The 23,276-nt window shown below is 75.7% G+C and carries 20 protein-coding genes and 2 pseudogenes; 12 read left to right on the plus strand and 10 right to left on the minus strand.

Annotation, left to right across the window (positions count from 1 at the left end):
- The 4 genes and pseudogenes from VM95_RS26425 to VM95_RS44670 form a co-directional block, all read left to right on the plus strand.
- Positions 1 to 945 (plus strand): alpha/beta hydrolase (locus VM95_RS26425; protein ID WP_052707591.1); only part of this gene is annotated, 945 nt, incomplete at its 5' end.
- Positions 946 to 1,115: 170 nt separating this feature from the next.
- The gene (locus VM95_RS26430; protein WP_045701092.1) at positions 1,116 to 1,592 is read left to right on the plus strand and encodes a rhodanese-like domain-containing protein; all 477 of its coding nucleotides are present in this window, start codon (positions 1,116 to 1,118) and stop codon (positions 1,590 to 1,592) included.
- On the plus strand, positions 1,586 to 2,059 hold the full coding sequence (locus tag VM95_RS26435) for a GNAT family N-acetyltransferase (RefSeq protein WP_045701094.1): 474 nt from the start codon (positions 1,586 to 1,588) through the stop codon (positions 2,057 to 2,059). Before VM95_RS26430 ends, VM95_RS26435 begins: the two co-directional genes overlap by 7 nt.
- A gap of 127 nt (positions 2,060 to 2,186) precedes the next feature.
- Positions 2,187 to 2,585 (plus strand): annotated as a pseudogene (locus tag VM95_RS44670) (nuclear transport factor 2 family protein); the annotation flags it as partial.
- Positions 2,586 to 2,674: 89 nt separating this feature from the next.
- On the opposite strand, the pseudogene VM95_RS44675 reads toward VM95_RS44670, so the two are convergent.
- A pseudogene (locus VM95_RS44675) lies at positions 2,675 to 2,818 on the minus strand (LuxR C-terminal-related transcriptional regulator); the annotation flags it as partial.
- A gap of 286 nt (positions 2,819 to 3,104) precedes the next feature.
- Between VM95_RS44675 and VM95_RS26450 the strand changes: the two are divergent.
- Complete coding sequence (locus VM95_RS26450; protein WP_045701098.1) at positions 3,105 to 3,293, plus strand: antitoxin; 189 nt, start codon at positions 3,105 to 3,107, stop codon at positions 3,291 to 3,293.
- Positions 3,294 to 3,707: 414 nt separating this feature from the next.
- Positions 3,708 to 4,310: a hypothetical protein gene (locus VM95_RS26455; RefSeq protein WP_045701100.1), complete on the plus strand. Its 603-nt coding sequence runs from the start codon at positions 3,708 to 3,710 to the stop codon at positions 4,308 to 4,310.
- 72 nt (positions 4,311 to 4,382) lie between these two features.
- Here VM95_RS26455 and VM95_RS26460 read toward each other — a convergent pair whose 3' ends face one another.
- Together VM95_RS26460 and VM95_RS43800 are read right to left on the minus strand one after the other, a co-directional pair.
- Complete coding sequence (locus VM95_RS26460) at positions 4,383 to 4,901, minus strand: hypothetical protein (protein ID WP_045701102.1); 519 nt, start codon at positions 4,899 to 4,901, stop codon at positions 4,383 to 4,385.
- 117 nt (positions 4,902 to 5,018) lie between these two features.
- Complete coding sequence (locus VM95_RS43800) at positions 5,019 to 8,066, minus strand: GNAT family N-acetyltransferase (protein ID WP_052707592.1); 3,048 nt, start codon at positions 8,064 to 8,066, stop codon at positions 5,019 to 5,021.
- Between the two features lie 230 nt (positions 8,067 to 8,296).
- Here VM95_RS43800 and VM95_RS26470 point away from each other — a divergent pair, with 230 nt between their 5' ends.
- Entirely contained in the window at positions 8,297 to 8,731 is a 435-nt protein-coding gene (locus VM95_RS26470; RefSeq protein ID WP_045701104.1) for a DUF2690 domain-containing protein, read from the plus strand.
- 76 nt (positions 8,732 to 8,807) lie between these two features.
- Here the strand turns inward: VM95_RS26470 and VM95_RS26475 are convergent, their stop codons facing one another.
- The 3 genes from VM95_RS26475 to VM95_RS26485 all read right to left on the minus strand — a co-directional run bounded on the left by VM95_RS26475 (position 8,808) and on the right by VM95_RS26485 (position 11,086).
- Positions 8,808 to 9,653, minus strand: coding sequence for an alpha/beta fold hydrolase (locus VM95_RS26475; RefSeq protein ID WP_045701106.1), 846 nt, complete (start codon positions 9,651 to 9,653; stop codon positions 8,808 to 8,810).
- Positions 9,650 to 10,270 carry a dihydrofolate reductase family protein gene (locus VM95_RS26480; RefSeq protein WP_045701108.1) on the minus strand — a complete coding sequence of 207 codons (621 nt, stop codon included), beginning with the start codon at positions 10,268 to 10,270 and terminating at the stop codon, positions 9,650 to 9,652. Before VM95_RS26480 ends, VM95_RS26475 begins: the two co-directional genes overlap by 4 nt.
- A gap of 150 nt (positions 10,271 to 10,420) precedes the next feature.
- Positions 10,421 to 11,086, minus strand: a complete 666-nt coding sequence (locus VM95_RS26485) for a DUF4232 domain-containing protein (RefSeq protein WP_045701111.1) — start codon at positions 11,084 to 11,086, stop codon at positions 10,421 to 10,423.
- Positions 11,087 to 11,391: 305 nt separating this feature from the next.
- Here VM95_RS26485 and VM95_RS26490 point away from each other — a divergent pair, with 305 nt between their 5' ends.
- Both VM95_RS26490 and VM95_RS26495 read left to right on the plus strand, forming a co-directional pair.
- Positions 11,392 to 12,351: a D-2-hydroxyacid dehydrogenase family protein gene (locus VM95_RS26490; RefSeq protein WP_045701113.1), complete on the plus strand. Its 960-nt coding sequence runs from the start codon at positions 11,392 to 11,394 to the stop codon at positions 12,349 to 12,351.
- A 10-nt stretch (positions 12,352 to 12,361) separates the two neighbouring features.
- On the plus strand, positions 12,362 to 12,904 hold the full coding sequence (locus VM95_RS26495; protein WP_045701116.1) for a DUF2165 domain-containing protein: 543 nt from the start codon (positions 12,362 to 12,364) through the stop codon (positions 12,902 to 12,904).
- A 102-nt stretch (positions 12,905 to 13,006) separates the two neighbouring features.
- Here the strand turns inward: VM95_RS26495 and VM95_RS26500 are convergent, their stop codons facing one another.
- From VM95_RS26500 to VM95_RS26515, 4 genes are all read right to left on the minus strand, one after another.
- Complete coding sequence (locus VM95_RS26500; RefSeq protein ID WP_045701118.1) at positions 13,007 to 14,353, minus strand: tetratricopeptide repeat protein; 1,347 nt, start codon at positions 14,351 to 14,353, stop codon at positions 13,007 to 13,009.
- Positions 14,354 to 14,442: 89 nt separating this feature from the next.
- The gene (locus VM95_RS26505; protein ID WP_045701120.1) at positions 14,443 to 15,549 is read right to left on the minus strand and encodes a tryptophan 7-halogenase; all 1,107 of its coding nucleotides are present in this window, start codon (positions 15,547 to 15,549) and stop codon (positions 14,443 to 14,445) included.
- Entirely contained in the window at positions 15,546 to 18,566 is a 3,021-nt protein-coding gene (locus VM95_RS26510; RefSeq protein WP_052707593.1) for a LodA/GoxA family CTQ-dependent oxidase, read from the minus strand. The genes VM95_RS26505 and VM95_RS26510 overlap by 4 nt, the downstream gene beginning before the upstream one ends.
- A gap of 794 nt (positions 18,567 to 19,360) precedes the next feature.
- Positions 19,361 to 19,858 (minus strand): phosphoribosyltransferase, encoded by a 498-nt coding sequence (locus VM95_RS26515; protein WP_045701123.1) that lies wholly within the window; start codon positions 19,856 to 19,858, stop codon positions 19,361 to 19,363.
- Between the two features lie 193 nt (positions 19,859 to 20,051).
- Between VM95_RS26515 and VM95_RS26520 the strand changes: the two genes are divergently transcribed.
- The 3 genes from VM95_RS26520 to VM95_RS26530 are packed head-to-tail and all read left to right on the plus strand — an operon-like array spanning position 20,052 to position 23,202.
- Positions 20,052 to 20,387 (plus strand): helix-turn-helix transcriptional regulator, encoded by a 336-nt coding sequence (locus VM95_RS26520; protein WP_045701125.1) that lies wholly within the window; start codon positions 20,052 to 20,054, stop codon positions 20,385 to 20,387.
- Positions 20,387 to 22,498: a hypothetical protein gene (locus VM95_RS26525; RefSeq protein WP_045701126.1), complete on the plus strand. Its 2,112-nt coding sequence runs from the start codon at positions 20,387 to 20,389 to the stop codon at positions 22,496 to 22,498. Before VM95_RS26520 ends, VM95_RS26525 begins: the two co-directional genes overlap by 1 nt.
- Positions 22,495 to 23,202, plus strand: coding sequence for a hypothetical protein (locus tag VM95_RS26530; protein WP_045701129.1), 708 nt, complete (start codon positions 22,495 to 22,497; stop codon positions 23,200 to 23,202). The genes VM95_RS26525 and VM95_RS26530 overlap by 4 nt, the downstream gene beginning before the upstream one ends.
- Positions 23,203 to 23,276: the final 74 nt, after the last annotated feature.

The following is a 23,276-nucleotide window of genomic DNA, read 5'->3' on the forward strand; positions in this document are numbered from 1 at the left end:
GGCCCGGACACCGCCCCGGACACCCCCGCCACCCCGGACGGCAGCGCCCCCTCGCGCCGCCACCTGCTGCGCCTGGGCGCCGCGGCCGCGGGCGGCGCCGCCCTGCTCGGGGCCGCGGCCGCGGGCGCCGTGCTCGCCGGATGGCTGCCCGGGCAGGTGGCGCTGAAGCGGACGCTGGGCATGACCGGAACGGACGGCACCGTCCCCGCGGTGACACCGGGAACGGTGCACGTCGAGCAGCTGCGCTCCGCGGCCCGGGGCCGCGAGGTCACGCTGGTGACCATGCTCCCGCCCGCCACCGCCGCGAGCCCGGACCTGCCGGTGTGCGTGCTGCTGCACGGGCGCGGCAACGACGCGCAGGGCATGACGGCCCTGGGAGTGCCGCAGTTCCTGGCCGCCGCCGTCCAGGGCGGCGTACCGCCCTTCGCCGTCGTCGCCGTCGACGGCGGGGACGCCACCTACTGGCACCAGCACGCCCCCGGCGGCGACGACCCGCAGGCGATGCTCCGCGAGGAACTGCCCGGCTGGCTGCACGCCCGCCAACTCCCCACGCCACGCGCCGCGCTGGGCATCTCCATGGGCGGCTCGGGCGCCCTGCAGTACGCCATCGGCCGCACCCGCGCCGGCCGCAACCTGGACGCCGTCGCGCTGCTCAGCCCGGCCCTGTTCCGCACCTGGGCGGACGCCCGCACCACCGGCGGCTACGCCGACGAGGCCGACTGGCAGGCCCACGAGCCGACCCTGCAACTGGACCGGGCTCGGATCGGCGCCCTCGGCGTGTGGTGCGGCCAGGAGGACCCGTTCTGCCCCGCCGCCCGCCAGGCCGCCCAGCAGGCCCGGGCCCGACAGGCGCACTTCCCGGACGGCGAACACACGGACGGCTTCTGGCGCCGGGTCATGCCCGACGCCCTGGCCCTGCTCGGGCACACCCTCACCACCGGCTGAGACGCCCGCCCGGCCCGCCCCGGACGACTGGCGCGATCTTGACGACCACAGGCGTCCACGCCACTCGTCGGGCCGGGCGCGGACGCCGCAGGATGGAGCCACCGCCGACCGGGGCACACCCGCCCGGCCCGCCGGATCCCGTCCCCACCAGCAGGAACACGAGGCACCCTGTGACCCCCACCGCCCCCGCCGGCGCCGTCCTGAACGTCCCCGCCGCCACCCCCGCCCAGGCCGCCGCCCACTACGCCGCCCGCCTCGCCTTCGAGGCCGACGTCTCCGACGTCCACGCCGACCTGACCTCCGGCGCCCCCGGCATCGTCGTCGTCGACACCCGCAGCAAGGCCGCCTGGGACCAGGGCCGCATCCCCGGCGCCCTCCACCTGCCCACCGCGCAGATCACCGACCTCGCACCCCGGCTCATCGACCCCGCCCACACCGTCGTCACCTACTGCTGGGGCCCCGGCTGCAACGGCGCCACCCGCGCGGCCCTGGCCTTCGCCCTCCTCGGCTACCAGGTCAAGGAGATGCTCGGCGGCTTCGAGTACTGGGCCCGCGAGGGCTTCGCCTACGACACCGCCGCCGGCCCCCAGCAGCGCCCCGTCGACGACCTGACCGCCCCGCGCTCGGGCATCTCCTGCGCATGCTGAACGACCCCGCCCGGCCGGGCGCCACGATCCGCCCGGCCACCGCGGCCGACCTGCCGGCCATCGCCCGCCTGTGCGCGGCCCACGCCGCCTTCGAACGCGCCGAGCCCGTCCCCGCCGACCTCGCCACCCGCCTCGCACCCGCCCTGTTCGCACCCCACCCCCGGGCCTGGTGCCTCGTCCTGGACCACGGCGGCCAACCCACCGGCTACGCCACCTTCTCCCGGGAGTTCTCCACCTGGCAGGGAGGCGACCACGTCCACCTGGACTGCCTGTTCGTCACCGAGGCGCACCGCGGCGCCGGCTGGGGCCGCGCCCTGCTCGACGCCGTGCGCGCCGCCGCCGCCGACCTGGGCGCCGCCGAGCTCCAGTGGCAGACCCCCGACTGGAACACCGACGCCGTCCGCTTCTACCACCGCACCGGCGCCCGCTCCCGCCCCAAGGTCCGCTTCACACTCCCCACCCGCTGAGCCCGGCGGCCAAAGACCGTCACATGACCGATGCCGGGGCGGGTACGGCCGGGTGACAGTGGAGCCGAGGCCGCGGGGCGCAGCGCCCCGGACCCGACGACCACCCGCCCCACCCCCGGGGGAGAGCATGCCCGCACCCGAGCGCCCGGCCACCGACGAGACACCCGGCCACCGCGCCGTCGAGAACCTGATCGCCCGCTACGCCGAACTCGTCGACGACGGCGACTTCCCGGCCCTGGGCGTCCTGCTCGCCGACGCCGTCCTGACCGGCAGCGGCGCGCCCGTGCGCGGGCGCGAGGCGATCGAGCGGATGTTGCGGCAGACCGTGGTCCTGTACGCGGACGGCACCCCGCGCACCCAGCACGTCACCACCAACCTCGCCGTCGAGGTCGACGAACGGGCGGGCACGGCGCTCGCGCGCTCGTACGTCACCGTCCTGCAGGCCCTGCCCGGCCACCCCCTGCGGGCCATCGCCGCCGGCCGCTACCACGATCGCTTCGAACGCCGGGACGGCCGCTGGCGGTTCACGTGCCGCCGGGTGCGCATCACCCTGGTCGGGGACGTCAGCCGCCACCTGCGCCGCGGCCCCGTCCCCGGCCGCGCCCCGGCCGGGGGTCAGGGGGCGGCGCGGTGGTGGTCCAGCCTGGTCAGGGCGTCGCGCAGGGCCGCGCGGGTGGTGACGCCCAGCTTGGGGAAGGCGCGGTAGAGGTGGGCGCCGACCGTGCGCGGGGACAGCCGGATCCGCTCGCCGATCTCCCGAGCGCGCCGCGGCCCCGACTCCCGCGGGTCGCGGCCGCGGCCGGGCGGCGCGGCGGGGGGCTGCTCCTGGGCGGGGGTGCCGGCGGAGCCGGTCGGGCCGGCGGGGGCCCGGGCGCGGCCTCGCCGCCCGCGGGCCGCACCGGAAGGCCTCGCGGATGCCGCCCACGGGCCGGTCCGCACCCCAACAGGACGCCATGCGCATGTCATGGACTCGTGGCGTCCGGGATGCACGGCGTGGCCCCTGCGGTGATCCTGGAGGTGCCAGGCACTCCCGAGGAGGACGGCCATGTCCATGCTCGACAAGCTCAAGAGTCTGCTGCACGGCCACGAGGACCAGGCCACGCGCGGCGTCGACAAGGCGGGCGACGCCTTCAACGAGCGCACCGGCAACAAGTACGAGGGCCAGGTCGACACCGCGAAGCAGAAGATCGACGAGCAGCTCGGCCAGCAGCAGCCCCCGACCGACCAGCCGTAGCGGCCCCGGCCCGACCACGAAGCAACGGTGGCGCCGGACAGCACTCCTGACGCCACCTCACATCCCGCTCCCCGACACCCCCCCTGCCCCGGCGCCCGCCGCTCGCGCGCGCCGGGGCCCGCGCCTGTGTGCGATCGCGGGCGAGCGCCGCGCCGTCGCCCGCGGCCGCCCCGAAGGCCGCCGCGGCCGGGTCCGTACGGGCCCGAGCGGCACCGGTCGTCCGCTATCCGGCGAGCACGGCCGCCGCGCCCGCCCGGAACCCCGGCGTTCCGGCCAAGTCGGGCCCTTCACAAGTCAAACATCAGATGGTCGCATGATCTCCGCACTAGGGTGAGGCCCGATCAACGCACGGCCCTTCCCCCCGGATCAGCGGGCATCGGGCATGCCCGCCGCCAGGACTGGAGTGAACCGACCATGCACCCTCGCCACCTGTGGAAGCGCCTCACCGGCGCGCTCGTGCGCCGCGGCCTCGGCGCCACCCTCGGCGCGCTCGCGCTCATCGCCTCGTTCGTCCTCGCGGGCACCGCCGCCGGCACGTCCAGCGCCGCCGCCCAGCCCGCCGCCCTCAGCGGCGGCGGCCAGTGGGCCTGCTCCGGCGCCGCCATCCCGGACGGCTACGTCAACACCGCCTTCAACAAGGACGGCTGTAACGGCTGGGGCTCCTGGTTCCAGCAGCCGGACGCGGACGGGCTCTACAGCTGCGGCGGCTCCCCGATCTACGCGGGCTACGTCCTCACCGACTACCTGAGCTACGGCTGCAACGGGATGGGCTCCTGGCAGCACAGCCTCGTCAAGGACGGGATCTGGACCTGCGGCGGCTCCCCGATCGTGCCGGGCTACGTCGTGACCGGCTACCAGGTCCCCGGCTGCCACGGCGTCGGCGCCTGGTTCCACCAGGTCGCCAAGGTCGGCCTGCTCGTCTGCTCCAACTCGCCGATCCCGTCCGGCTACTTCACGGGCGCCCGCTGGGGGTACGGTTGCAGCGGCTTCGGCGGCTTCTACCTCGGCCACTACTGATCCCCACCGATCCCACCGATCCCGCCGGTCCCGCCGGCCGCCGCGCCCCCCGGCGCGGCGGTCAGCGGCCGGTCAGCGGCCGGGGCGCTCGCCGCGGCGTGCGACGGCCACCGTCCACGGCCAGAACTGCGCCAGGGGTATCCCGGGCGAGGCGGCGGGCAAGAACGCCACGTGGCAGCGCCGGCACAGCCAGGTCGCCCGCCACACCTCCCGCAGCTGCTGCCACTGCTCGTAGGTCTGCGGCCACCGGCCCGCCGTGTGACGGTGTTTCTCCCGGTGGTTGGACTGCAGGACGAGCCCGATGCTCAGCAGGACCGCGGCGAAGACGAACGGGCCGAACTGGTACCCGAACTGGTACCAGGGGTCGGGGCTGCGCCCGCCGTAGGAGCCCAGCCCGAACAGCCCCCGGACACCGCAGAGCCCGGCCAGCACGAACAGCGTCACCGCGCCCCCGCTCGTGCGCCGGGGCTCGGGCAGCATCTCCAGCAGCTCCCGCGTCGGCGGGTCGAGCGGGCGGTCGGTGTCCGACAGGGCCTCGGGTACGGCGACGGCCTCGTCGGCCGCGGCGCACGTCGGGCAGGTGGCGATCATCGCGGGATGCCTCCGGAACGGTGCACGGTGTGCACGGAAGAACACGTAGGGCAGCACAGGGAACTGACTGATCATATGATCGGCCGCCCGTTCGTGTGCCGCCCCCCGGCAAACGCGTCAGCCGACCCCGCGCGAGGACGCCGCCGGCGGCACGGACCGGGGCAGGCCCTCGCCGCGGTCCAGGGGCAGCAGCGGCAGCAGCGGGATGCCGTCCTGGCGGGCCACCGCGGCCTGCAGGTCGCGCGTGGCCCGGTCGGTGCCCACCCGGCCCTCGGTCTCCAGCAGGTAGTCGGTGAGGAACACCCGCACCGGCTCCGCCGGCACCGCCCGCACCTCCTCCAGCGACCCGAACCCGCTGCCCACACCCAGGACGAGCAGCAGCATCCCGTAGACCCGGGCGCGGCCGGGCCCGAGCGAGGGCTGGAAGTACGGCAGGTCCAGGGCCCGGGCCCCGTGGCGGGCGTAGAAGCGCAGCCGCGCCACCGCGCGCCCGGTACCGCGACTGCCGTGGTGGGCCCGCGGGTGGGCGACCTCGGCCAGCGTGAGGGCCGGCCGGAACCGCTCCTGCCAGGCCCGGCAGGCCTCCACCAGCAGACGCCCGCCCAGCCCGCGCGAACGCTGGTCCTCCCGCACCGCCAGATAGGCCAGCAGCAGGGTGCGCGCGTGCGCCGACCACTCGCCGCACGCCACCGCCAGCGGCCGGCCCTGCCCGTCCGCGACGGCCGCCACCACCAGCCGCCCCTCGGCCATCGACTCGCGCATCCGCTCCAGGGTGTCCAACTCGTCCGGGGCGAACGACACTTCCAGCAGTTCACGGTAGGCCGCCACCAGCAGCGGATCGTCCGCCCCGACATCGCGCACCACCGCCCGCGCCCCCTCCCCGCCCTCCCCGCCGGCGCGCCGCTCGCCCGACGTGCGGTACACGTACAGGCCGAGCAGGGCGGCGAGCACCAGGACCCCCACGACCGTCAGCACCACCCACAGCGCCTGGTGGTAGTCCAACCCGGCCTCCAACACCTGGCCCAGCCCCGCGATGCTCATCCCCGCGATCACCGCCAGCAGGGTGTCCACCTTCACCCGCTGGCGCCGCTGCATGGCCTCGCGCTCGTCCTTCTCGCTCTCCTTGCGCTCCCGGGCCAGCTTCTCGATCGCGCCCGTCAGCTGCTCCTGGGTCACCTCGGCGATCGACCGCGACAACTCGTCGGCCTTGCGCTGGTAGCCGGACGCCTCCAGCAGCACCCGCAACCGCTGCGCCGCCAGCGGGGAGGCGAGCAGCGACGGCGACTGGAACAGCGCGCTCTTGGCGTGGACGTCGACGGCCAGCCGGTCCAGCTTCAGCTTCTCCTGGTCCAGCTGGTCGGAGAGCCTGCGCAGCGCGTGGCTGCTGGCCTTGTCGCCCAGCGCGTCGGCCTCGTCCTCGCGGGCCTTGGCGTCCCGGTGGTGCTTGGCCAGGTCGGTGGACCAGCCCTCCAGCAGCCCGTCCAGGGAGGAGGCGAACTCCAGGATCGAGCCCCAGGTGTCCCGGACGAAGGCCGGCAGGCCGAGGGAGACCAGGAGCGTGGTGTTGCAGGTCCGCAGGATCCACTCCCCGGTGGTGCCGGTGATGTCCGGCGAGGCCGGGGTGGCCTCCGCGTACCGGATCCACTCCGCCATCGACCCCATCAGGCTCGGTGCCGGACTCGTCAGGATGCGCGCCCCGACCGCCTCGGCGAACTGCCCGCCCGTCAGGATCTCCGAGCGCTTCTTCCCGGCCGGCCCGACGACCGTGTAGGCGGCGGTCACCTCCATGACCACCTGGTAGAGGCCCGGCCGGCACACCACCGCCCGCGCCGCCCCCGGCCGGGTGGGCACCGAGTCCTGGGCCAGCGCCATCGCCAGGTCCGACAGGCGGGGCCACCGCGCCCGGCTACCGCCGCCGTCCCCGCCGCCTCCGCCGCCGCCGTCCGCTTTCGGGTCCGTGCCGTCGAAGGCGATGTCCAGCGCCCCGGCCTCCGGCCCGGCCCAGAACAGCATGGCGAACAGCTTGACCGCCGACACGTCGGTCAGATCCGCCTCGAACCGCACGTAGTGGTTGCCCAGCAGCGACAGGCGCACCTGCACGCCGAGCCGGGCCAGCGCCCGGCCGTCCGGCGCGCGCACGACCGCGTCGGGCATCACCACCAGCGCACCGTCGTAGCGGCGCTCCAGACTGTCGTGGCTCTTCCACACGTCGTCGAGTTCGAGCGAGCCGTGCGCCCGCACCGGGCGGGTGCCGGCCAGCTCCCACCGCGGGGCCTCCTCCTGCCCGACCGCCTCGACCAGGTCGGCGGGCTCCACCCCGCGCACCGCGAACGGGTACAGGTAGACCAGCTTGCCGTGCCCCACCCGCAGCCACCGCTGCCTCGCCCGTTCCTGCAGCTCCAGCAGGCTGTAACGCAGCGCCCGCAGCTCGCTCACGCTGCCCTCGTCACCCGCGATGGCCCCGTCGCCCTCGGCCCGGCGCAACGCCTCGACCGCGTCGTCCAGCGGCGCGCCGCAGGCGTAGAACGCGGCGAGCGCCCGCGTGGCCATGGCCATCGTGCGCTGGTAGCCGTCGTACAGCCGCCCCAGCCGGACGACCTCCCGCGCGACGTCACCGTGAGTGAGGCAAAAGCGCGGTGACACCCCCCGCATCAGCCGCACCGCCCGCCGGGCCCACAGGGCCGCGTCGTCCGCCCGGTCGGCCCGCACGTCCAGCAGGCCGCTGGTCATGGCCTCCTCCGAGCGGATCTGCGCGTCCAGGCTCCACATCAGAGCCCGGACGGCCTGCCGCGCCGCCAGGTCGTCCGGGGAACACGGCGCGTGAACGGCCGCCAGGCACCTCTCGGCCCCGTGCAGGGTGCCCAGCAACCGGTCGAAGGTGTACGAGACCTGCCAGGCCTGCTCCACCTCCTCCAGCACCAGCAGCAGCAGCCGCGCCACACCCCCCGGCACCCCGGCCACCTTCCGCACGCACGGCCCCAGCGTGCGCTCCACCAGCTCCTCGTGCGCCGCCGCCCAGGCCCCGCCCGCCGCCCCCGCCCGCCCGCCACGGCGCCCCGGGCGCCCGTCCCCGTCCGGCGGCAGGGCCGCGTTCCAGCGGGGCAGCTCCCAGATCATCCCGGTGTCCACGCCCCGCCGCGCCAGCCAGTCGTGCAGCGCCTCCACACCGCCATCCTCCCACCGCCCCCACCCCCCGGCAGACCCGAGCACCGGCCCCGCTCACCGAACGTGACAGCCGGCGCCCGCCCGATCCGCCCTGTTTCAACGCCCGTTGAAACAGGGCGACGCGACCGCGGGCGGCCCCGATGCTGGGACGGCAGGGCGGACCGGGCAGCGGACCGCCCCACACCCGAAGCCGTGGACCCACCACGGCACGTGAAGGGGGATCGACCGACATGCGCAAACACCTCGCCGTATCGCTCGCGTCACTGACGATGGCCCTGGGCGCACTGACCGCGGGCGTGGGCGCGGGCACCGCCTCGGCACAGCCGGCCAGGACCTCGTGCTACGCCGAGAGCTGCAGCCACCTGAACCCGTACAAGACCTACTGCTCCTCGGACGGGCGCGAGATCTACAGCGCGCCCAACGAGCTGCGCCACGTCGTCCACCTCTACTACAGCCCGTCCTGCCGGGCGGTGTGGGCCGAGTCCTGGGCACCGGCCGGCGACACGATCAGGGTCGAGCGCGCCGGCAACCCGTCGGTCTACAGCCAGGACGTCACGGACGGCTCGCACGCGTGGACCGGGATGATCAACGACGCCGGGTACACCGCGCACGCCATGATCAACGACGACGGCGTGAACGTCTGGGGCCAGACCGGCGACTACTGACCGCCGCCGGCGGGGCGAGGGCGTCGCGGCCCGCCCGGGGGAGGGGCCGCGACGCGTGCGCCACCTCGGCCGTCCGCTACCCGAGGGCGAGCATCGCGGCGGCGACCTCGCCCGCCGCCGCGTCGGGGATCACGGTGGCGGCCTCGTCGAGGACGAGCAGCCGCGCCCCGGGGATCTCGCGGGCCAGCGCCCGGCCGTTGCCGAGGGGGAAGAAGCGGTTGCGGCGGCCGTGGACGACGAGCGCGGGCACGGCGATCCCGGGCAGGCGCTCGCGCCAGCGGGGCGTGCAGTCGAGCCGGGAGAACACCAGGCCCAGCTGGTTGGCCAGGTGGACCGGGGCAGCGGCGGCGGGGGTGCGCTCCCACACACGGGCGGCGAGGGCGCGCGCCGCCGCCGGGTCGTCGCCCAGGATCCGCGCGCCGGCCGCCGCGAACTCGGCCACCGCCTCGCGGTCGGCCCAGTCGGGCGCCGCCCGCGCGAACAGCCGGCCCATCGTCGCCCCGTCGTGGCCGGGCAGGTCGTCGTCGGGCGGGCCGGGGGCGACGGGGCGGGTGCAGGCGAGGGTGAGCGCGCGGAACGCGCCCGGGTGGTCGAGCGCGGCCACCTGGGCGACCAGCCCGCCCACGCCGATCCCCGCCAGGTGCACACCTGCGCCGCCGCCGAGCGCGCCGGCCAGGGCGGCGGCGTCGGCGGCGAGGGTGCGCAGGGTGTAGGCGGGCGCCCGCGGGTCCGCCGTCGTCGACTCCCCGCTGTCGCGCAGGTCGTAGCGCACCACCCGCCGCCCACCGGCGGCCAGGCGCCCGCACAGCGCGTCGGGCCAGGACAGCATCGTCGGCCCGCCCGCGAGCAGCACGAGCGGCGCGCCCCGGGCACCGAACGACTCGACGCCCACCGCGATCCCGTTGACGTCGACCGTGGTCACCGCGCGCCCATGTCGCCCGTCGCGGGCGTCCCGCCGGCCAGGGCGTAGCGCAGGAACACCGTGCCCTGCGGGCCGGTCACCGCAGGCTCCAGCAGCGTCAGGTTCGTGGGCACCGCGCCGCCGTCGAACACCTTCTTCCCGACGCCGAGCACGACCGGGTGCACCCACAGGTCGAGGCGGTCGAAGAGCCTGTCCCGCAGCAGGCTCTGCACCAGGTCCAGGCTGCCGACGACCGTCACGTGCTCGTGCCGCTCGCGCAGCGCGCCGACCTCGGCGCCCAGGTCCGGCCCCAACTGCACCGACCCGGCCCAGGAGAGGTCCGGCGTGCCGCGGGAGGCCACGTACTTGGGGACGCGGTTGAACAACCCGGCGAACCCGCCGCCCCCGCCCTCCTCCTGGTGCGGCCAGTACGCGGCGAAGATGTCGTACGTGCGCCGCCCCAGCAGCAGCGCGTCCGTGCCCTCGTACGCGGCCTGGATCTGCGCCCCGGTGACCTCGTTCAGCAGGGGCACCTGCCAGCCGCCGAACGGGAAGCCCGCCGGGTCCTCGTCCGGCCCGCCGGGCGACTGCCCGACGAGGTCGAGGGTCGCGAACAGCTCGATGTGGATCAGGCCCATGCCGTACTCCCGATGAATGGATTCGTCCCCGTCGAGAGGTAGACCCCCGCAGGCCGGAAAACTCATCGCCGCGCCGTCACCCGATGTCCTCCCCGGCCCCGGACGTCGACCGGCAACCGCGCCGCCGACGCCGCCGAAGGCCCGCCCCGGTCACTGGCCGCCCTGGCCGGCGCTTCCCATCGGGCCGATCTTCACCGGGGTCCCGCCGGCGTCCGTGACGGGCAGCGAGCCGGCGCCCGGCCAGGCCAGGGTCACGGACTGGGTCTCGTCCGGCGGGGTCACCACCAGGCCGGTGATCCGCACGCCGGATCCGCCCGAGGTGTTGGCCGGGTAGCTGATGCCGAAGTAGGTCGACTTGCCGGCCGCCACCACGCCCGCGACGACCGGCTCGCCGGAGCGCTTCGCGGACACGGTGCCCGCGGAGGTCTTCAGGTCGACGCCCGCGTATCCGGAGAGCGTGCAGTCCTTGCCGCTGTGGTTCTTCAGCTCGACCACGACGGTGTTCTCGGCGTCGCCGGTGATGGTGCGGTCCGCCGCGGTGACGGTCAGGTCCGCGGTCCGGCACTTGGCGCCCTTCCCCGCCCCGGTGGAACCGGCCGGCGCGGCGGTGGGCGGCGCACCGGCCTTCCCCGTGCCGCCCTTGCCCGCTCCACCGGGGGAGGCCCCGCCGGACGCGGCCGGCGCGACGCTCGCCGCCGCGGTCGGCGCAGCGGTCGGGGCGCCCTGCGCGGAGCCCGTCCCGTCGTCCTGACAGGCGGCGAGCGAGCAGGCGGCGGCGACGGCCAGGGCGGCGAAGGCGAACTTGCGGACGCGCACGGCGGGTTCCTCCAGGCGGGGCGAACGGGCTTTCCGAAAACCGGGACCGCCCCACCCGGACGAACCGTTGCACCCGCCCCGCCCCCACAACAGTGCTGTGACACGAACGACCGCACCCCACCCGCCCCGCCGCCCGCCGCACCATACCGCCGACCTGCCCGAACACCGCCCCACCGCACCACCGCGCACCACCGACACCGCCCCCGACCGCCGGTACACACCCGTGACCCGCACCACCTTGACGACCTACGGTCGAGGAGGATGGAGCGACCCGTCCACCACGAACGACACCGGAGAGAACCGACATGACGCTGCGCTGCGCCGTCCTGGACGACTTCCAGAACGCCGCGACCACCCTCGCCGACTGGTCCCCGCTCGCCGGCCGGGTGGACGTCACCTGCTTCCGCGAGCACTTCACCGACGAGAAGGAACTCGCCCGCGCCCTCGCCGAGTTCGACATCGTCGTCACCCTGCGCGAACGCGTCGCCTTCCCCGCCCCGCTGTTCGCCGAGCTGCCCCGGCTCAAGCTCCTCATCGCCTCCGGCATGCGCAACTCGGTGATCGACCACGCCGCCGCCGCGGCCCACGGCGTGACCGTCTGCGGCACCGCCAGCTCCTCCACCCCGCCGGTCGAGCTGACCTGGGCGCTGCTGCTCGGGCTGGCCCGCGGCCTCGTCACCGAGAACACCGCGCTGCGCGAGGGCGGCCCCTGGCAGAGCACGGTCGGCCACGACCTGCACGGCCGAACCCTCGGCCTGCTCGGGCTCGGCAGGATCGGCAGCCGGGTGGCCCAGGTCGGGCTCGCCTTCGGGATGCGGGTGCTGGCCTGGAGCCACCACCTCACCAAGGAGCGGACCGACGAGATCGGCGTGGAACTGGCGGCCTCCAAGGAGGACCTGCTCGCCGGCAGCGACTTCGTCTCCGTCCACCTGGCACTGAGCGAGCGCACCCGCGCCCTGATCGGCGCACCGGAACTGGCCCTGATGAAGCCCGGCGCCTACCTCGTCAACACCTCCCGGGCGGCGATCGTCGACCAGGACGCCCTCCTGGCCGCCCTGCACGGCGCCCGCATCGCCGGCGCCGGCGTGGACGTCTTCGACGTCGAACCGCTGCCCGCCGACCACCCGATGCGCTCCGCCCCCCGGCTCCTGGCCACCCCGCACCTGGGCTACGTCTCCCGCGCCAACTACGCCACCTACTACGGCCAGGCCGTCGAGAACATCGAGGCCTTCCTCGCCGGCTCCCCGGTGCGCACCCTCCCGTAGCCTGGTGCGCATGCCGACCACCCGCCCCCGGGGCCCGGCCCCCACCACCGGCGAGCGCCTGCTCGCCCTCGGCTCCCTGCCCGCCGCGGCGGCCGTGCTCACCGGCACGAACGCGCTCTACCTGCTGCTCGTGGTCTTCGGGAACGTCACCGACTTCGCCACCAACCAGCACTTCGTCCAGCACGTGCTGGCCATGGACACCACCTTCCGGGACGAGCACCTGATGTGGCGCTCCATCACCTCCCCGGCCCTGCAGAACACGGCCTACGTCGCGATCATCGCCTGGGAGGCGCTCAGCGCCCTGGTGCTGACGGCGGGCACGCTCGCCTGGTGGCTGCGCCCGCAGCGGGCACGCCGGCTCAGCAGCCTGGGCCTGCTGCTGATGCTGCTGCTCTTCGGAGCCGGGTTCATCGGCATCGGCGGCGAATGGTTCGCGATGTGGCAGTCCAAGACGTGGAACGGCCTGGACGCGGCGATCCGCAACGTCACCCTGGCGGGACTGGCCCTGGTGGTGGTCAACCTGCCGCACCGCCCGCCCGCCCCGCCGCCGTGAGACACCCCGCCCCGGCGCCCGCAGGCACCGGAGCGGGGACGAACCGTCACGACCGCACCGTCACGGCCGAGCCGTCACGGCCGAGCCGTCACGGCCGAACCGTCACGCGAACCGCGAGCTGCGCACCGGCCCGGCGGAACGGACCCGGTCACGCGGGCCCACCGCCGGCCAGCCGCCCGAGCCGCCCGCGCGGGCGGCGAAGGCCGCCAGGGCCTCGTCCGCGTCCGGCGGCGTCTGCCCGTCCCCCTGCGGCGCCACCGGGGCGGCCGCCAGGATCGCCTCGGCGAGTTCCTCGGCCGAACGCCGATCGCTCTCGCCCTCCACCCGGTCGCCGTCCTCGTCGAAGCGCAGCCCGGCCTCCCACGGAGCGCTCACGATCTGCCCCAGCAGGGTGGACACGTCGGCCGTCACGGCCGGCGGGTCGGTCCAGCACGTGGCGTGCTCGAAGAGCAGCTGCCCCTGCGTCCGCTCGTGCAGCTGCGCGACCACGGCGGGATCGCATGCGTTGAGGTCGTACGCGACCACCAGCACCCCCGGCACCCCCGGCTCGAACGGCGCCGCCGGCACGCCGAGCAGCCGCGCCGCCGCCAGCCCCAGCGCCCGGCTGCCCCGGTCGGCCAGCAGGGCGACCGAGACGGGCGTACGGCCGGTGGCGGCCAGCACGGCCCGCAGCCGCTCCAGGCCGTGGCGGCAGTGCTCGAAGTCGTCCTGCAGGTAGGCCCAGCGGCCGGTCATGCCCTGGTCGAAGCCGTGCGGCGACAAGGTGGTGAGCAGGCCGCCGGTGAGCACGTAGTGCCACCCGCGCAAGTCCCGCTCGTCGACCGGGGGCAGCGCCGCGGCCCGCTCCAGCATCCGCCCGACGCGCTGGCCCGGGCCCGTCCAGACGCCCTCGGGGGCCGACAGCGCCCCGTACACCTCCCGGGCCAGCGCGACCCGGCCGCTCATCAGCGCGTTGTAGACCGTCAGGTACCGCTCCGGCCAGTCACCGAGCAGCGCGTCGTGCTCACGCAGCACGGCCAGTGCCTCGGCGTGCCGCTCGCAGCCCTCCAGGGCGGAGACCAGCTCCAGCAGCACCTTGCGCAGCCCGATCCGGGGGGCGTCCTGCGCCTTGGGCCTGCGGCGGAACAGGCCGCCGCGCGCCGGGGCGGCGGGCGGCGCCTGGACCAGCCGCAGCGCCTCGCGCAGCGCGGGCACGGCCACCGCGTCGATGCCGCGCTCGACGCAGGCGTAGCCGTAGGCGTACAGGTGCTCGGCCTGCCCGGGCCCGGCCGCCAGCGCTGTCGACGCCCGCGCCAGGTCCTCGAAACCGGCGCCCCGGGCCAGCTCGGCCACCAGCGGTGCGACGTCGGCGCTCGGCAGCCGGTCGGCCGCCGAGCGCAGCACCCGCATCGAGCCCTGCGGGTCGCCGGACTCGAAGAGCTTCCAGGCTTCGGACAGTTCGGTGGGCATGGGTCTCCGCAGGTCGGGGATGGGTCGCAGCCCCAGATGATCCCCGCCCGCGCCCCGCCCGGGCAACCGACTTATCCACCCGGCGCCCCTCACCACCTCGCGTCGTGCCGCAGCTCCTGCCCGCGCCGGCGCCAGAACGGGCTCAGCGGCCAGCGCCGCTCCTGGCCGTACGCGTGCGCGTGGTTGTGCCGGTAGGCCGCCGCGATCCCGTCCAGGAACGCCGCGTAGTCGGCGAGCGCGGCGCCCGCCCGGGCCTCGTCGGCGAGGCAGCCGGCCACGGCCCGCCCGGCCCGGGCGCCGGTGTGCAGCGCCGTCAGGATGCCCTGCGAGGACAGCGGGTCGAAGGCCAGCGCCGCGTCCCCGGCCGCCACCCAGCCCGGGCCGGCGCACGGCTCCAGCCGCAGGCCGTGGGCGGGAGCCCAGCGCGGCACGGGAGTTGGATCCGTCTCGTGCCCGGCCACCCGGCGCCGCACGTGCACGGTGCGCCCCAGCGCCTCCCGAAAACCCCGCGGGGTGCGCAGCGCCGGGTCGACCAGGTCGGTGTCGGTCAGATGGGCCACCAGGCGCCCGGCCGGGATGCGGGTGGTGTACCACCAGCCGTTCGCCGCCGCCTCCACCAGGGTGCGGGCCTCCAGGCCGCGCTCGGGCAGGACCACGTACGCGGCGACCAGCCGGTCCTGGCGCCGCCGGTGGCCGCCGCGGCGCCCGATGACGCAGCGCCGGCCGGTCGCGTCCACCACCCAGCGGGCGGGCAGCCGCGTCGTGCGCCCGCGCTCGCGCACCACCACCGGGCCGTGCGCGAGCCGCTCCAGCACCCGCGCCTGCCGCAGTTCGGCGCCGGCCGCCACGGCCGCGTCCCGCAGGAAGGCGTCGAAGCGCAGCCGGTCGAGGTGCCAGCCGTGCCCGTACGGGTCGAACAGGTGGCTGCGCCCGTGCAGCCGTGGCGAGCCCCAGGCCGCGTACGTGCCGGTGGACACCGGGTGTCCCGCGGCCAGGAAGCCGTCCAGCAGGCCGAGGTCGGCCAGCAGCGGGCGGACGGCGGGCGGCAGGAACTCCCCGATCTTGACGGCGGGTCGACCGCGGTTCGGGCCGCCGTCGTCCAGGAGCTGGACGCGGTGGCCGGCCCGGGCCAGGACGAGCGCGGCGACGGCGCCGGCGGGGCCGGCGCCCGCGACGACGGCGTCGGGGTGGCTCACCGGTTCGGCCGCAGCCGCTTGACCTTGTCGACGAACCCGACCGAGACCTCCTCGTCGGGGGCCGGCGCGGTGGTGGCCGCCGAGGCCAGGGCGGCCGCGCCCAGGACGGGGTCGGCGCCGAGGTCGACGTGCACGGTGAGCAGGTTGCGGTCGGCCGGCGGGGCGGGCTCGCGCGGGAACGTCACCTCGGACTCCACCAGGACCTCCGCCGGCAGGCGGGGGTCGTCGGTGGGGCCGGGGCGGCGCTCGACCACGCCGAGTTTGCCGAAGTCGCGCACCATCGCGTTGATGGTGGCCACGTACGGGGTGGGCAGCCAGCGCAGCCAGGTCCGGCGCTTGTGGAACGCGGCCAGGCGCTCGGCGATCGGCCGGGAGGTGTCGACGACGACCTCGTAGTCCTCCTCGGCGAGGACGTGGTTGGGCACCCGGGCCGGCCAGAAGGTGGGCAGGTACGGGTCGTAGGAGCCCAGGCCGACGGTGTACTCGTAGCCGGCCTTGCAGCTGGCGGTGTCGGTCTGCCAGGGCACCGCCATCCACCGGGTCAGGTCGCCCGGGGCCTGGGCGTACAGCGGGCCGTCGAAGGCCAGCGCGATCTCGGGGGTCAGCGTGGGGCCGTACGGCGGGGCGGGCGCCCGGCGGTGGCGGATCCGGAAGGGGGCGCTGTACAGGGTGGTGTGCCGCATCGGCCAGGTGAGTTCGCAGCCGGGGTGGAAGGCGTCGGCGAGGCAGAACGACAGGGCCGCCCGGTCCAGGGTCGCGGGCCGGTCGGCGAACGGGACGTCGTCCAGGGAGGCGGGAGGCGTGGCGTGCGGGTCGTAGTCGTCGGTGAAGTCCCCGCCGGCCCACCGCTTCAGCAGCCGGTACTGGAGCGCGGAGAGCGTCACGTGCTGGCGTACGGACTGGGGCGGCAGGTTCATCGCGTCGCCGTACAGGGCCGGCCAGGGCACCGGCGACAGGCCGTCGCGCTCGTAGTCGCGCACGGCCAGCCACACCTGGCGGCGCAGCTCCTGGTGGACCGGTGAGGGGTCGGCCAGGTCGGCCAGGCGCGCGAGCAGGTCCTCGCGCCCGTCGAAGCCGAACTGGGTGGCCAGGCCCTTGTTGGCCCACTGCAGGCCGCTCAGGCGGCGCAGCACCGGCAGGACGTCGCGGGTGAACGACACCTGCGCCGGCTCGGGCAGGCGCCCCTCGGTGACGAAGGCGTCGCGGACCAGGTCGTACAGGGTGCGCACGGAGGCGAGTTCGGGCGCGTAGTTGGGCGGCGCGGTCACCACCCAGGCCCCGTCGACGGGGATCGGGCGGCCCTCGATACTGACCTCGGCGGTGACGGGGCCGTCGCTGACGTCGTCGTGCCAGCCGTCGTTGTTGGCGAAGGTGTCGGCGGGGGCGCCGGTCGCCGAGGCGGAGACGCCGCGGCCGCCGAGGAAGACCAGCCGGCCGCTGTCGTCGGTGCGCAGTTCGCCGAGGTAGACGGGCTTGCCCAGGAAGGTGCCGGTGTCGAAGCGGTACCGGGGCTCGCCAGAGCGGTTGCGGCCGCGCACCCAGCGCGGGCCGGGGTCGATGACCAGCAGGTCCTGGCGCTGGGCGGCGGGGACCTTGGGGTTGCGCAGGTTGCTGGGGTCGGCCTGGCCCGCCTCGGGGATGTCCAGGGCGATCTGGAACTGGTACCAGGCCGCCTTGGAGTTGACGACGTGGACCTTCCAGCGCAGGTCGGCGTTGTCGGCGGTCAGTTCGGCGACCGGCTCGCCGGCGGCGTTGTAGCCGTAGACCCGGAAGCGGACGGCCTGGCGCTTCAGCGCGCCGGCGGCGTCCTTGTAGCTGCCGGCGGGCAGCGGGGGCGGGTCGTCGACCTCGGGGGCGAGGACGACGTCGTCCATCGCGCTGTCGCCGACCCGGGCCACGCCGATCGCGGGGTGCACGGCGGCCCGCACGATCCGGGTGTCGCGCGCCGGCGGCGGGGTGAGCTGCGGGCGGGCCGGTCCCGGCTCGGCGGCCGGGACGCCGTTGACGTCGCGGCGCTGTTCGGCCGAGGCCAGGTAGACCGTCCGGCGCACGTCGGAGATGCTGCCGACCGGGCGGTGCTCGGCGAGGGCGTGCCAGGGGTTGAGGGAGAGGTTCTCGCCGTACGCGGCCTGGCCGCGGGCGGTGACGTCCTGCTGCGGGAGGGTCAGCCGGGCCACCTTCACGGGCGGGCTCGCGGACTCCTCCCAGCGCACCGTCGCCATGTCCAGCGGCATCGTCGAGTCGTCGGTGCGGAACTGGAGCATCAGGTCGAAGGCGGCCGGGCCGGCCCCGAGCCGGTGCGCCAGGTCGGCGGCGAGGTAGGCCGGGTCCTCGTCGGGCGGCGTCGCGGACGGGTCGGCGCCCTCGCAGCCGGCGGGCACCAGCTTGTACTTGACGAACCGGTCCGGACCGAAGGCGTAGGGGAGCACCCCCCAGTAGACGGCGCTCAGCGCGCTCGCCTCGAACTTCGCCATCTCCGCCAGGACCCGGCGGGTGACCGGGTGGGCCTCCAGGTACCGCTCGTAACTGCCGTCGACGACACCGGCCCTGGTGAACTCGCACATGTCCTGGGCGGTGTCGACGAAGAACACGTCGTGGTTCTGCAGCAGCAGGTCCTGGGTGCCGGCCTCGGTACAGCCCTCCAGCAGCTTCGGGCCGGGCACGCCGAACAGCTTGACGCCCACGCCCAGGGTGGTCCTGAGGTCGGGAAGGCCGGGCACGGTGTCGCTGGAGAAGCGCACCCAGGCCTCCAACCCGCCGGGCCGGGTGCGGGCGGCCTCCAGGAAGCCGACGCGCAGCTGCGCCGGCAGGTCCTCGGCGACGGTGAGCGCGGCGCGGGCCACGCCGTGCGGCTTGAGGAACACCGGCCGCTTGACCGGGTCCTGGCCGCGCGCCATCCGGGACCCCTGGGTCAGGTCCACGAACATCTGCCGCAGCGCGGCGCCCGCGTCCTCGGCGCAGCCCGGCAGCGCCGCCGCCCGCACGGCGTCGTCGAAGGGCTCGGGGGTCCCGGTCATGCTGTGCTCCCGTCGGCGCGGTGATGGGCCCGCGGGGCGGCGCACCGGCACGGTCGACACCGGGATCGGCTTTTCGGGCCCCGGTCAAGCGTGCACAGACCCGCGACGGGCGGCGCGGCGAACTACGCCCGAAACGAGCAGGCCCCGGGCCCGGCGCGCGCCCTCTCACTCCAACCGGCCAGCACCGCTCGCCCGGGCCCGGGCCGCGGTGGCAGCGTCGTGGGGCCGGGCCGGACGCCGGCCCGACGCCGGCCCGCGAGGGGCCGCGCCCCGCTGGTCCTCGTCGCCGCGGCCGGTGCCGCCGTCCACGCCCCGCCCGGACGGCGTTGATCGGATGTCAACGCGCCGCTGTTCCACTGCGACCAGCACCGCGCGGGGCCCGCTGCCCGCACCCACCCACCAGCCCGTTGGCGTCCGACCATGAACACCACCTCCGCCCACGCGCCCACGGCGCTGCCGGTCCTGCGGACCGCTCTCGTGCGGCTGCGGGACCACCGCGCCGACGACCTCGCCGCCATGCGCCCGGTCTGGGGCGACGCGGCCGCGATGCGCCACCTCTCCACCGGCGTCATGGACGACGACCGGATCCGCCGCAAGCTCGCCCAGGCCCTCGCCACCGCCGCCGAAGTGCCGCGCCGCCACTACCAGTTGGCCGCCTGCCTGCGGGGCGAGGACGCTCCTGCGGCGGCTCCCAGGGCCGGTCCGGGTGTTGGACGACGTCGTGGGTGTGGACGGGGGCCTCCACGACGCCCATCACGGCGAAGCCTTCGGGGTCGCGGGCCCCGACAAGGCCGTCAGGCGTCGAGGACCTGGCTGTCGCGCCGCACGACCGGCGGTTCCGTCGACCACGGGAAGTTGATCCAGTCGTCGGTCTTCTTCCACACGTACTCGCACTCCACCAGGGAGTGCGACTTCTCGTAGATGACGGCGGAGCGCACCTCGGCGACGTGGGCGAGGCAGAAGTCGTGGACCAGCTTCAGCGTCTTGCCGGTGTCGGCGACGTCGTCGGCGATCAGGACCTTCTTGCCGGAGAAGTCGATCGCGTCGGGGACGGGCGCCAGCATGACGGGCATGTCGAGCGTGGTGCCCACCCCGGTGTAGAACTCGACGTTCACGAGATGGATGTTCTTGCAGTCCAGCGCGTACGCCAGGGCGCCGGCCACGAACACACCGCCCCGGGCGATGCTCAGGATCAGGTCGGGCTCGTACCCGTCGTCGGCGATCGTCTGCGCGAGTTCGCGCACCGCCCGGCCGAAGGTCTGGTAGTCCAGCGTCTCGCGCACGTCAGTCACAGCGCCCAGTCTGGCCGCCCGCCCGCCCGGCGGCCAGCACCGGCACGCACGCCGTCCCCGCGCCGCCCGTGCGCGTCCCCCCACGCGTCCCCCGATGGCCTGCGCGGCCGCGGCCGCCATGAGACTGATGTGCGACGAAAAATGCGAGCCATAAGCGGTGATCTATGCTGCCTACCTGGAGAGGAGGTGGGCGATGTCCGAGATCTTCGCGGCGGTGGACGCGCTGCTGGCCAAGGCCCGGGACGGCGGTGACCTGCCGTCACCGGCCGAGCGGGAGCGGCTGCGCAAGGCGGCCGGCCTGACCCAGGTCGAGGTGGCCCGGGCGCTGAAGACCCGGCGGGAGACGCTCGCCAAGTGGGAGAACGGCACCGCGCGGCCCCGCGCGCCCAAACGCGGCGCCTACGCCTTCCTGCTCGCGGGCCTGGCCGACATCCACGGCACCCGGGGCCCGGACGGCTGGCTCACCCTCGCCCGCCGGGCCCGCCCCCTCGACACCGCCACCACCACCGCCGAGGAGGAGCAGGCCTGATGGACCGCACGACGTACACCGCCGAGCTCGCCGGCCTGCGCGGGCTGCGCGCCGAGATCACGGCCGCCGAGAAGGCCGTCGCCGCCGCGCAGAAGGAGCTGGACAAACTCACCGCCCAGCGCTCGCGCCGGGTGGCCGGGCTCGCGGGGTACGAGGGCGCCCAGGCGCCGGCCGTCGCGAAGGCCGCCGGGCTCTCGGTCGGCGACGTCGTGCGGATCGCCCCGCTGCTGGACCCGACCCCGGCCGCCGTCCGCGCCACCCGGACCGACGACCACGCCGCCCCCGCGCCGGCCCCGGCGCCCGCGGCCGAGCCCGCGCCGATCGAGCCCCCCGCCGTTGCGCCCTCGCCCGAGGCCGAGCAACCCGCCCCCGCCACCGCCCCCGCCCCCACCCCCGCGTCGGCCGACGCGGCCGGCCCGCGCGAGCTGCCCACTCTCCCCGAAGGCCCGGCCGGCGCCCGCTTCGAGGCCGTCACCACGGGCCTGGTCTCCAAACGCCCCCACTTCACCCAGCAGACCCGCCCGACGGTCTTCCTGGACGCCGCGACCGGCGCGCTGGCCGTACGCGACCAGACGGTGCGCCTCGACCTCGGCACCCGCACCCCCGGCGAGATCCTGGACGCCGTCCTGCACGCCGCACCCGGCACCGAGCGCGTCTACATCACCGCCGGCGCCCCCTGGCACGACGGCGCCGAGCGCTACAGCACCCTCAAGGACGCCGTCGCCGCCTGGCTGAACACCCCGTCCGAGCGCTGGACCACCGCGACCGGCTCCGGCCGCGACAAACTCGCCGGCCACTTCGTCCACCAACGCCAGCCGGTCGGCCGCTACGCCCCCGCCGCCGCCCCGGACAGCACCACCACCGAGATCCGCTCCATGGGGGAGTGGTTCGACCCGGACGGCGCCGACGTCCTCACCTGCCGGGACGCCTTCCGGCTGCTGTGGCAGGCGCTGCGCCGCCACTGGGACGACGCCGTCCTGATGGGCTCGCCGTCGCAGACCGGCCGGGACCTGTGGTCGCGCACCATCCCGACCAGCGGCAAGTGGGCCGGCGGCTACCCGGTCCTGTCCGAGGAACTGCGCGCCCTGCTGCACGCCACCGCCGGCCAGGGCCGCACCGAACTGATCCTGCCCCCGCGCGTGCCGGAGCAGCTGCCCGCCCTGGTCGAGTACGACCGCACCTTCGCCTACGCCAAGCACCTGTGGAAGTCCCCGGTCGGCACCCCGCGCCGCATCACCGCGCACGCCTTCGCGGCGATGAGCGAGCAGGAGCAGACCAAGGCCCTGATGTCCTGCTCGCACTGGAACATCCGCGTCACCGTCCCGCAGGGCTGGAACCACGTCGGCCTGCTCCCGGCGCCGGTCACCGGCGACCGCGCCTGGACCTACCCGTCCGCCCCCGGCACCACCTTCACCACCTGGGCGGGCGGCGCGGAGATCCACCTCGCCCTGTCCAACCACCTGACGCCGTGGAAGATCGAGGTCCTGGACGGCCTGCTCTTCGAGGACGGCAAGCCGCTCGACGAATGGGGCAAGCGCCTCAAGGCCGCCTGGGCGGACCTGACCAACCTCTCCCGCATCCACGCGGACGAGCGCCAGCGCACCGCCGCCCACCTCGCCGGCCGCGCCGTCCGCTCCGTGCTGCTGTTCGGCCTCGGCGGCTTCGCCCAGCGCCCGCGCCTGGTCTCCGGCACCACCCCGCTCGGCGAACCCCTCCCCGCCGGAGCCGAGATCCTCGGCCAGAACGACCAGACGGTGACCTGGCAGCGCCAGGCCGGCTTCTCCCGCGACCCGTACGCCCACCCCGAATGGGCCGCCTACGTCTGGTCCGGCGCCCGCGCGGCCCTGCTGGACATGAAGCACCGCCAGGGCAAGGAGGTCACCGGCCACGCCGGCGCCCTGCACGCCAAGCCCGGCACGGTCGTCTACTTCGGCACGGACGCCATCGCCCTGACCGAACGCCAGCCCTGGCCCCATCGCGGCGAACCCGGCGACTACCTCCTCAAGGGCCACCTCACCGGCCCCCTCCAGCACCCCACCACCCAGGAGCAGTACCTCACACTGCGCGCCCGGGGCCGCGCCGAACTCGCCGCCCGGGGGAGCCACCAGTGAGCCCCGCCGACCCGACCACCCCCAACGAAGCCGCCCGCCTGACCCAGGAACTCATCGACCAGGGCTACACCAGACGCCAGGTCGCCACGATGCTCGGCCGCGACGCCTCCCTCGTCTCCCAGTTCTTCACCCGCGGCAAAGGCGCGAGCATGGTCGGCGCGCTGCGCCAGCTGGTCCAGGCCGTGCGCGGCGGCGAGCGCGACACCGAGGCCCTGGCCGCGATCGCCGAGGCGAACACCAGCCGCCGCCGCACCAGGACCGGGCACAGAGCCCGGGTCCGCGGCAAGGACACCGTCGGCGAGGCCGGCGGCTCGATGGCCGGCCGCGCCGGGAAACAGGCCATCCGCTCCGGCGCCGCCCACCTCGCCCCGGTGGTCCACGCCACCGGCCGGGCCGGCGGCCGCCTGGCCTTCACCGTCCGGATGAAGGCCGACCAGTACGTCTACTCCGCCGGGTCCGAACAGGACTCCGGCGGCATCCGCCGCGGCTTCGTCCCCCGCGCGGACGGCACCGAGGAACGCACCTACGGCTCCGCCTCCACCGGCGGCTTCGACGCCGCCGAGTGGTCCCGGCGCGTCGCCGACCACCACGGCGACGTCACCGAGGCCATGAAGGCCTGGCTGGTGGAGACCGGCCGCGCCGTCGCGGACGCCGACATCGCCTACCTCGAAGTCCGCGGCTGGGTGCCCCCCGGACAGCGGTAGGGGAGCCCGCCCCGGCCCTCCCGCAGCCCCCGGCCGCGCGGCCCGCCGCCTCGGCACCCCAAGGAGAAGTACCC

It is taken from the genome of Streptomyces rubellomurinus, from assembly GCF_000961885.1.
Lineage (GTDB): Bacteria > Actinomycetota > Actinomycetes > Streptomycetales > Streptomycetaceae > Kitasatospora > Kitasatospora rubellomurina.

Coding starts and splice junctions, on each gene's coding strand:
- VM95_RS26435 (WP_045701094.1), top strand. CDS start 1,586: ATGCTGAACGACCCCGCCCGGCCGGGCGCCACGATCCGCCCGGCCACC.
- VM95_RS26450 (WP_045701098.1), top strand. CDS start 3,105: ATGTCCATGCTCGACAAGCTCAAGAGTCTGCTGCACGGCCACGAGGAC.
- VM95_RS26455 (WP_045701100.1), top strand. CDS start 3,708: ATGCACCCTCGCCACCTGTGGAAGCGCCTCACCGGCGCGCTCGTGCGC.
- VM95_RS26460 (WP_045701102.1), bottom strand. CDS start 4,901: ATGATCGCCACCTGCCCGACGTGCGCCGCGGCCGACGAGGCCGTCGCC.
- VM95_RS26470 (WP_045701104.1), top strand. CDS start 8,297: ATGCGCAAACACCTCGCCGTATCGCTCGCGTCACTGACGATGGCCCTG.
- VM95_RS26480 (WP_045701108.1), bottom strand. CDS start 10,270: ATGGGCCTGATCCACATCGAGCTGTTCGCGACCCTCGACCTCGTCGGG.
- VM95_RS26490 (WP_045701113.1), top strand. CDS start 11,392: ATGACGCTGCGCTGCGCCGTCCTGGACGACTTCCAGAACGCCGCGACC.
- VM95_RS26495 (WP_045701116.1), top strand. CDS start 12,362: ATGCCGACCACCCGCCCCCGGGGCCCGGCCCCCACCACCGGCGAGCGC.
- VM95_RS26500 (WP_045701118.1), bottom strand. CDS start 14,353: ATGCCCACCGAACTGTCCGAAGCCTGGAAGCTCTTCGAGTCCGGCGAC.
- VM95_RS26510 (WP_052707593.1), bottom strand. CDS start 18,566: ATGACCGGGACCCCCGAGCCCTTCGACGACGCCGTGCGGGCGGCGGCG.
- VM95_RS26520 (WP_045701125.1), top strand. CDS start 20,052: ATGTCCGAGATCTTCGCGGCGGTGGACGCGCTGCTGGCCAAGGCCCGG.
- VM95_RS26525 (WP_045701126.1), top strand. CDS start 20,387: ATGGACCGCACGACGTACACCGCCGAGCTCGCCGGCCTGCGCGGGCTG.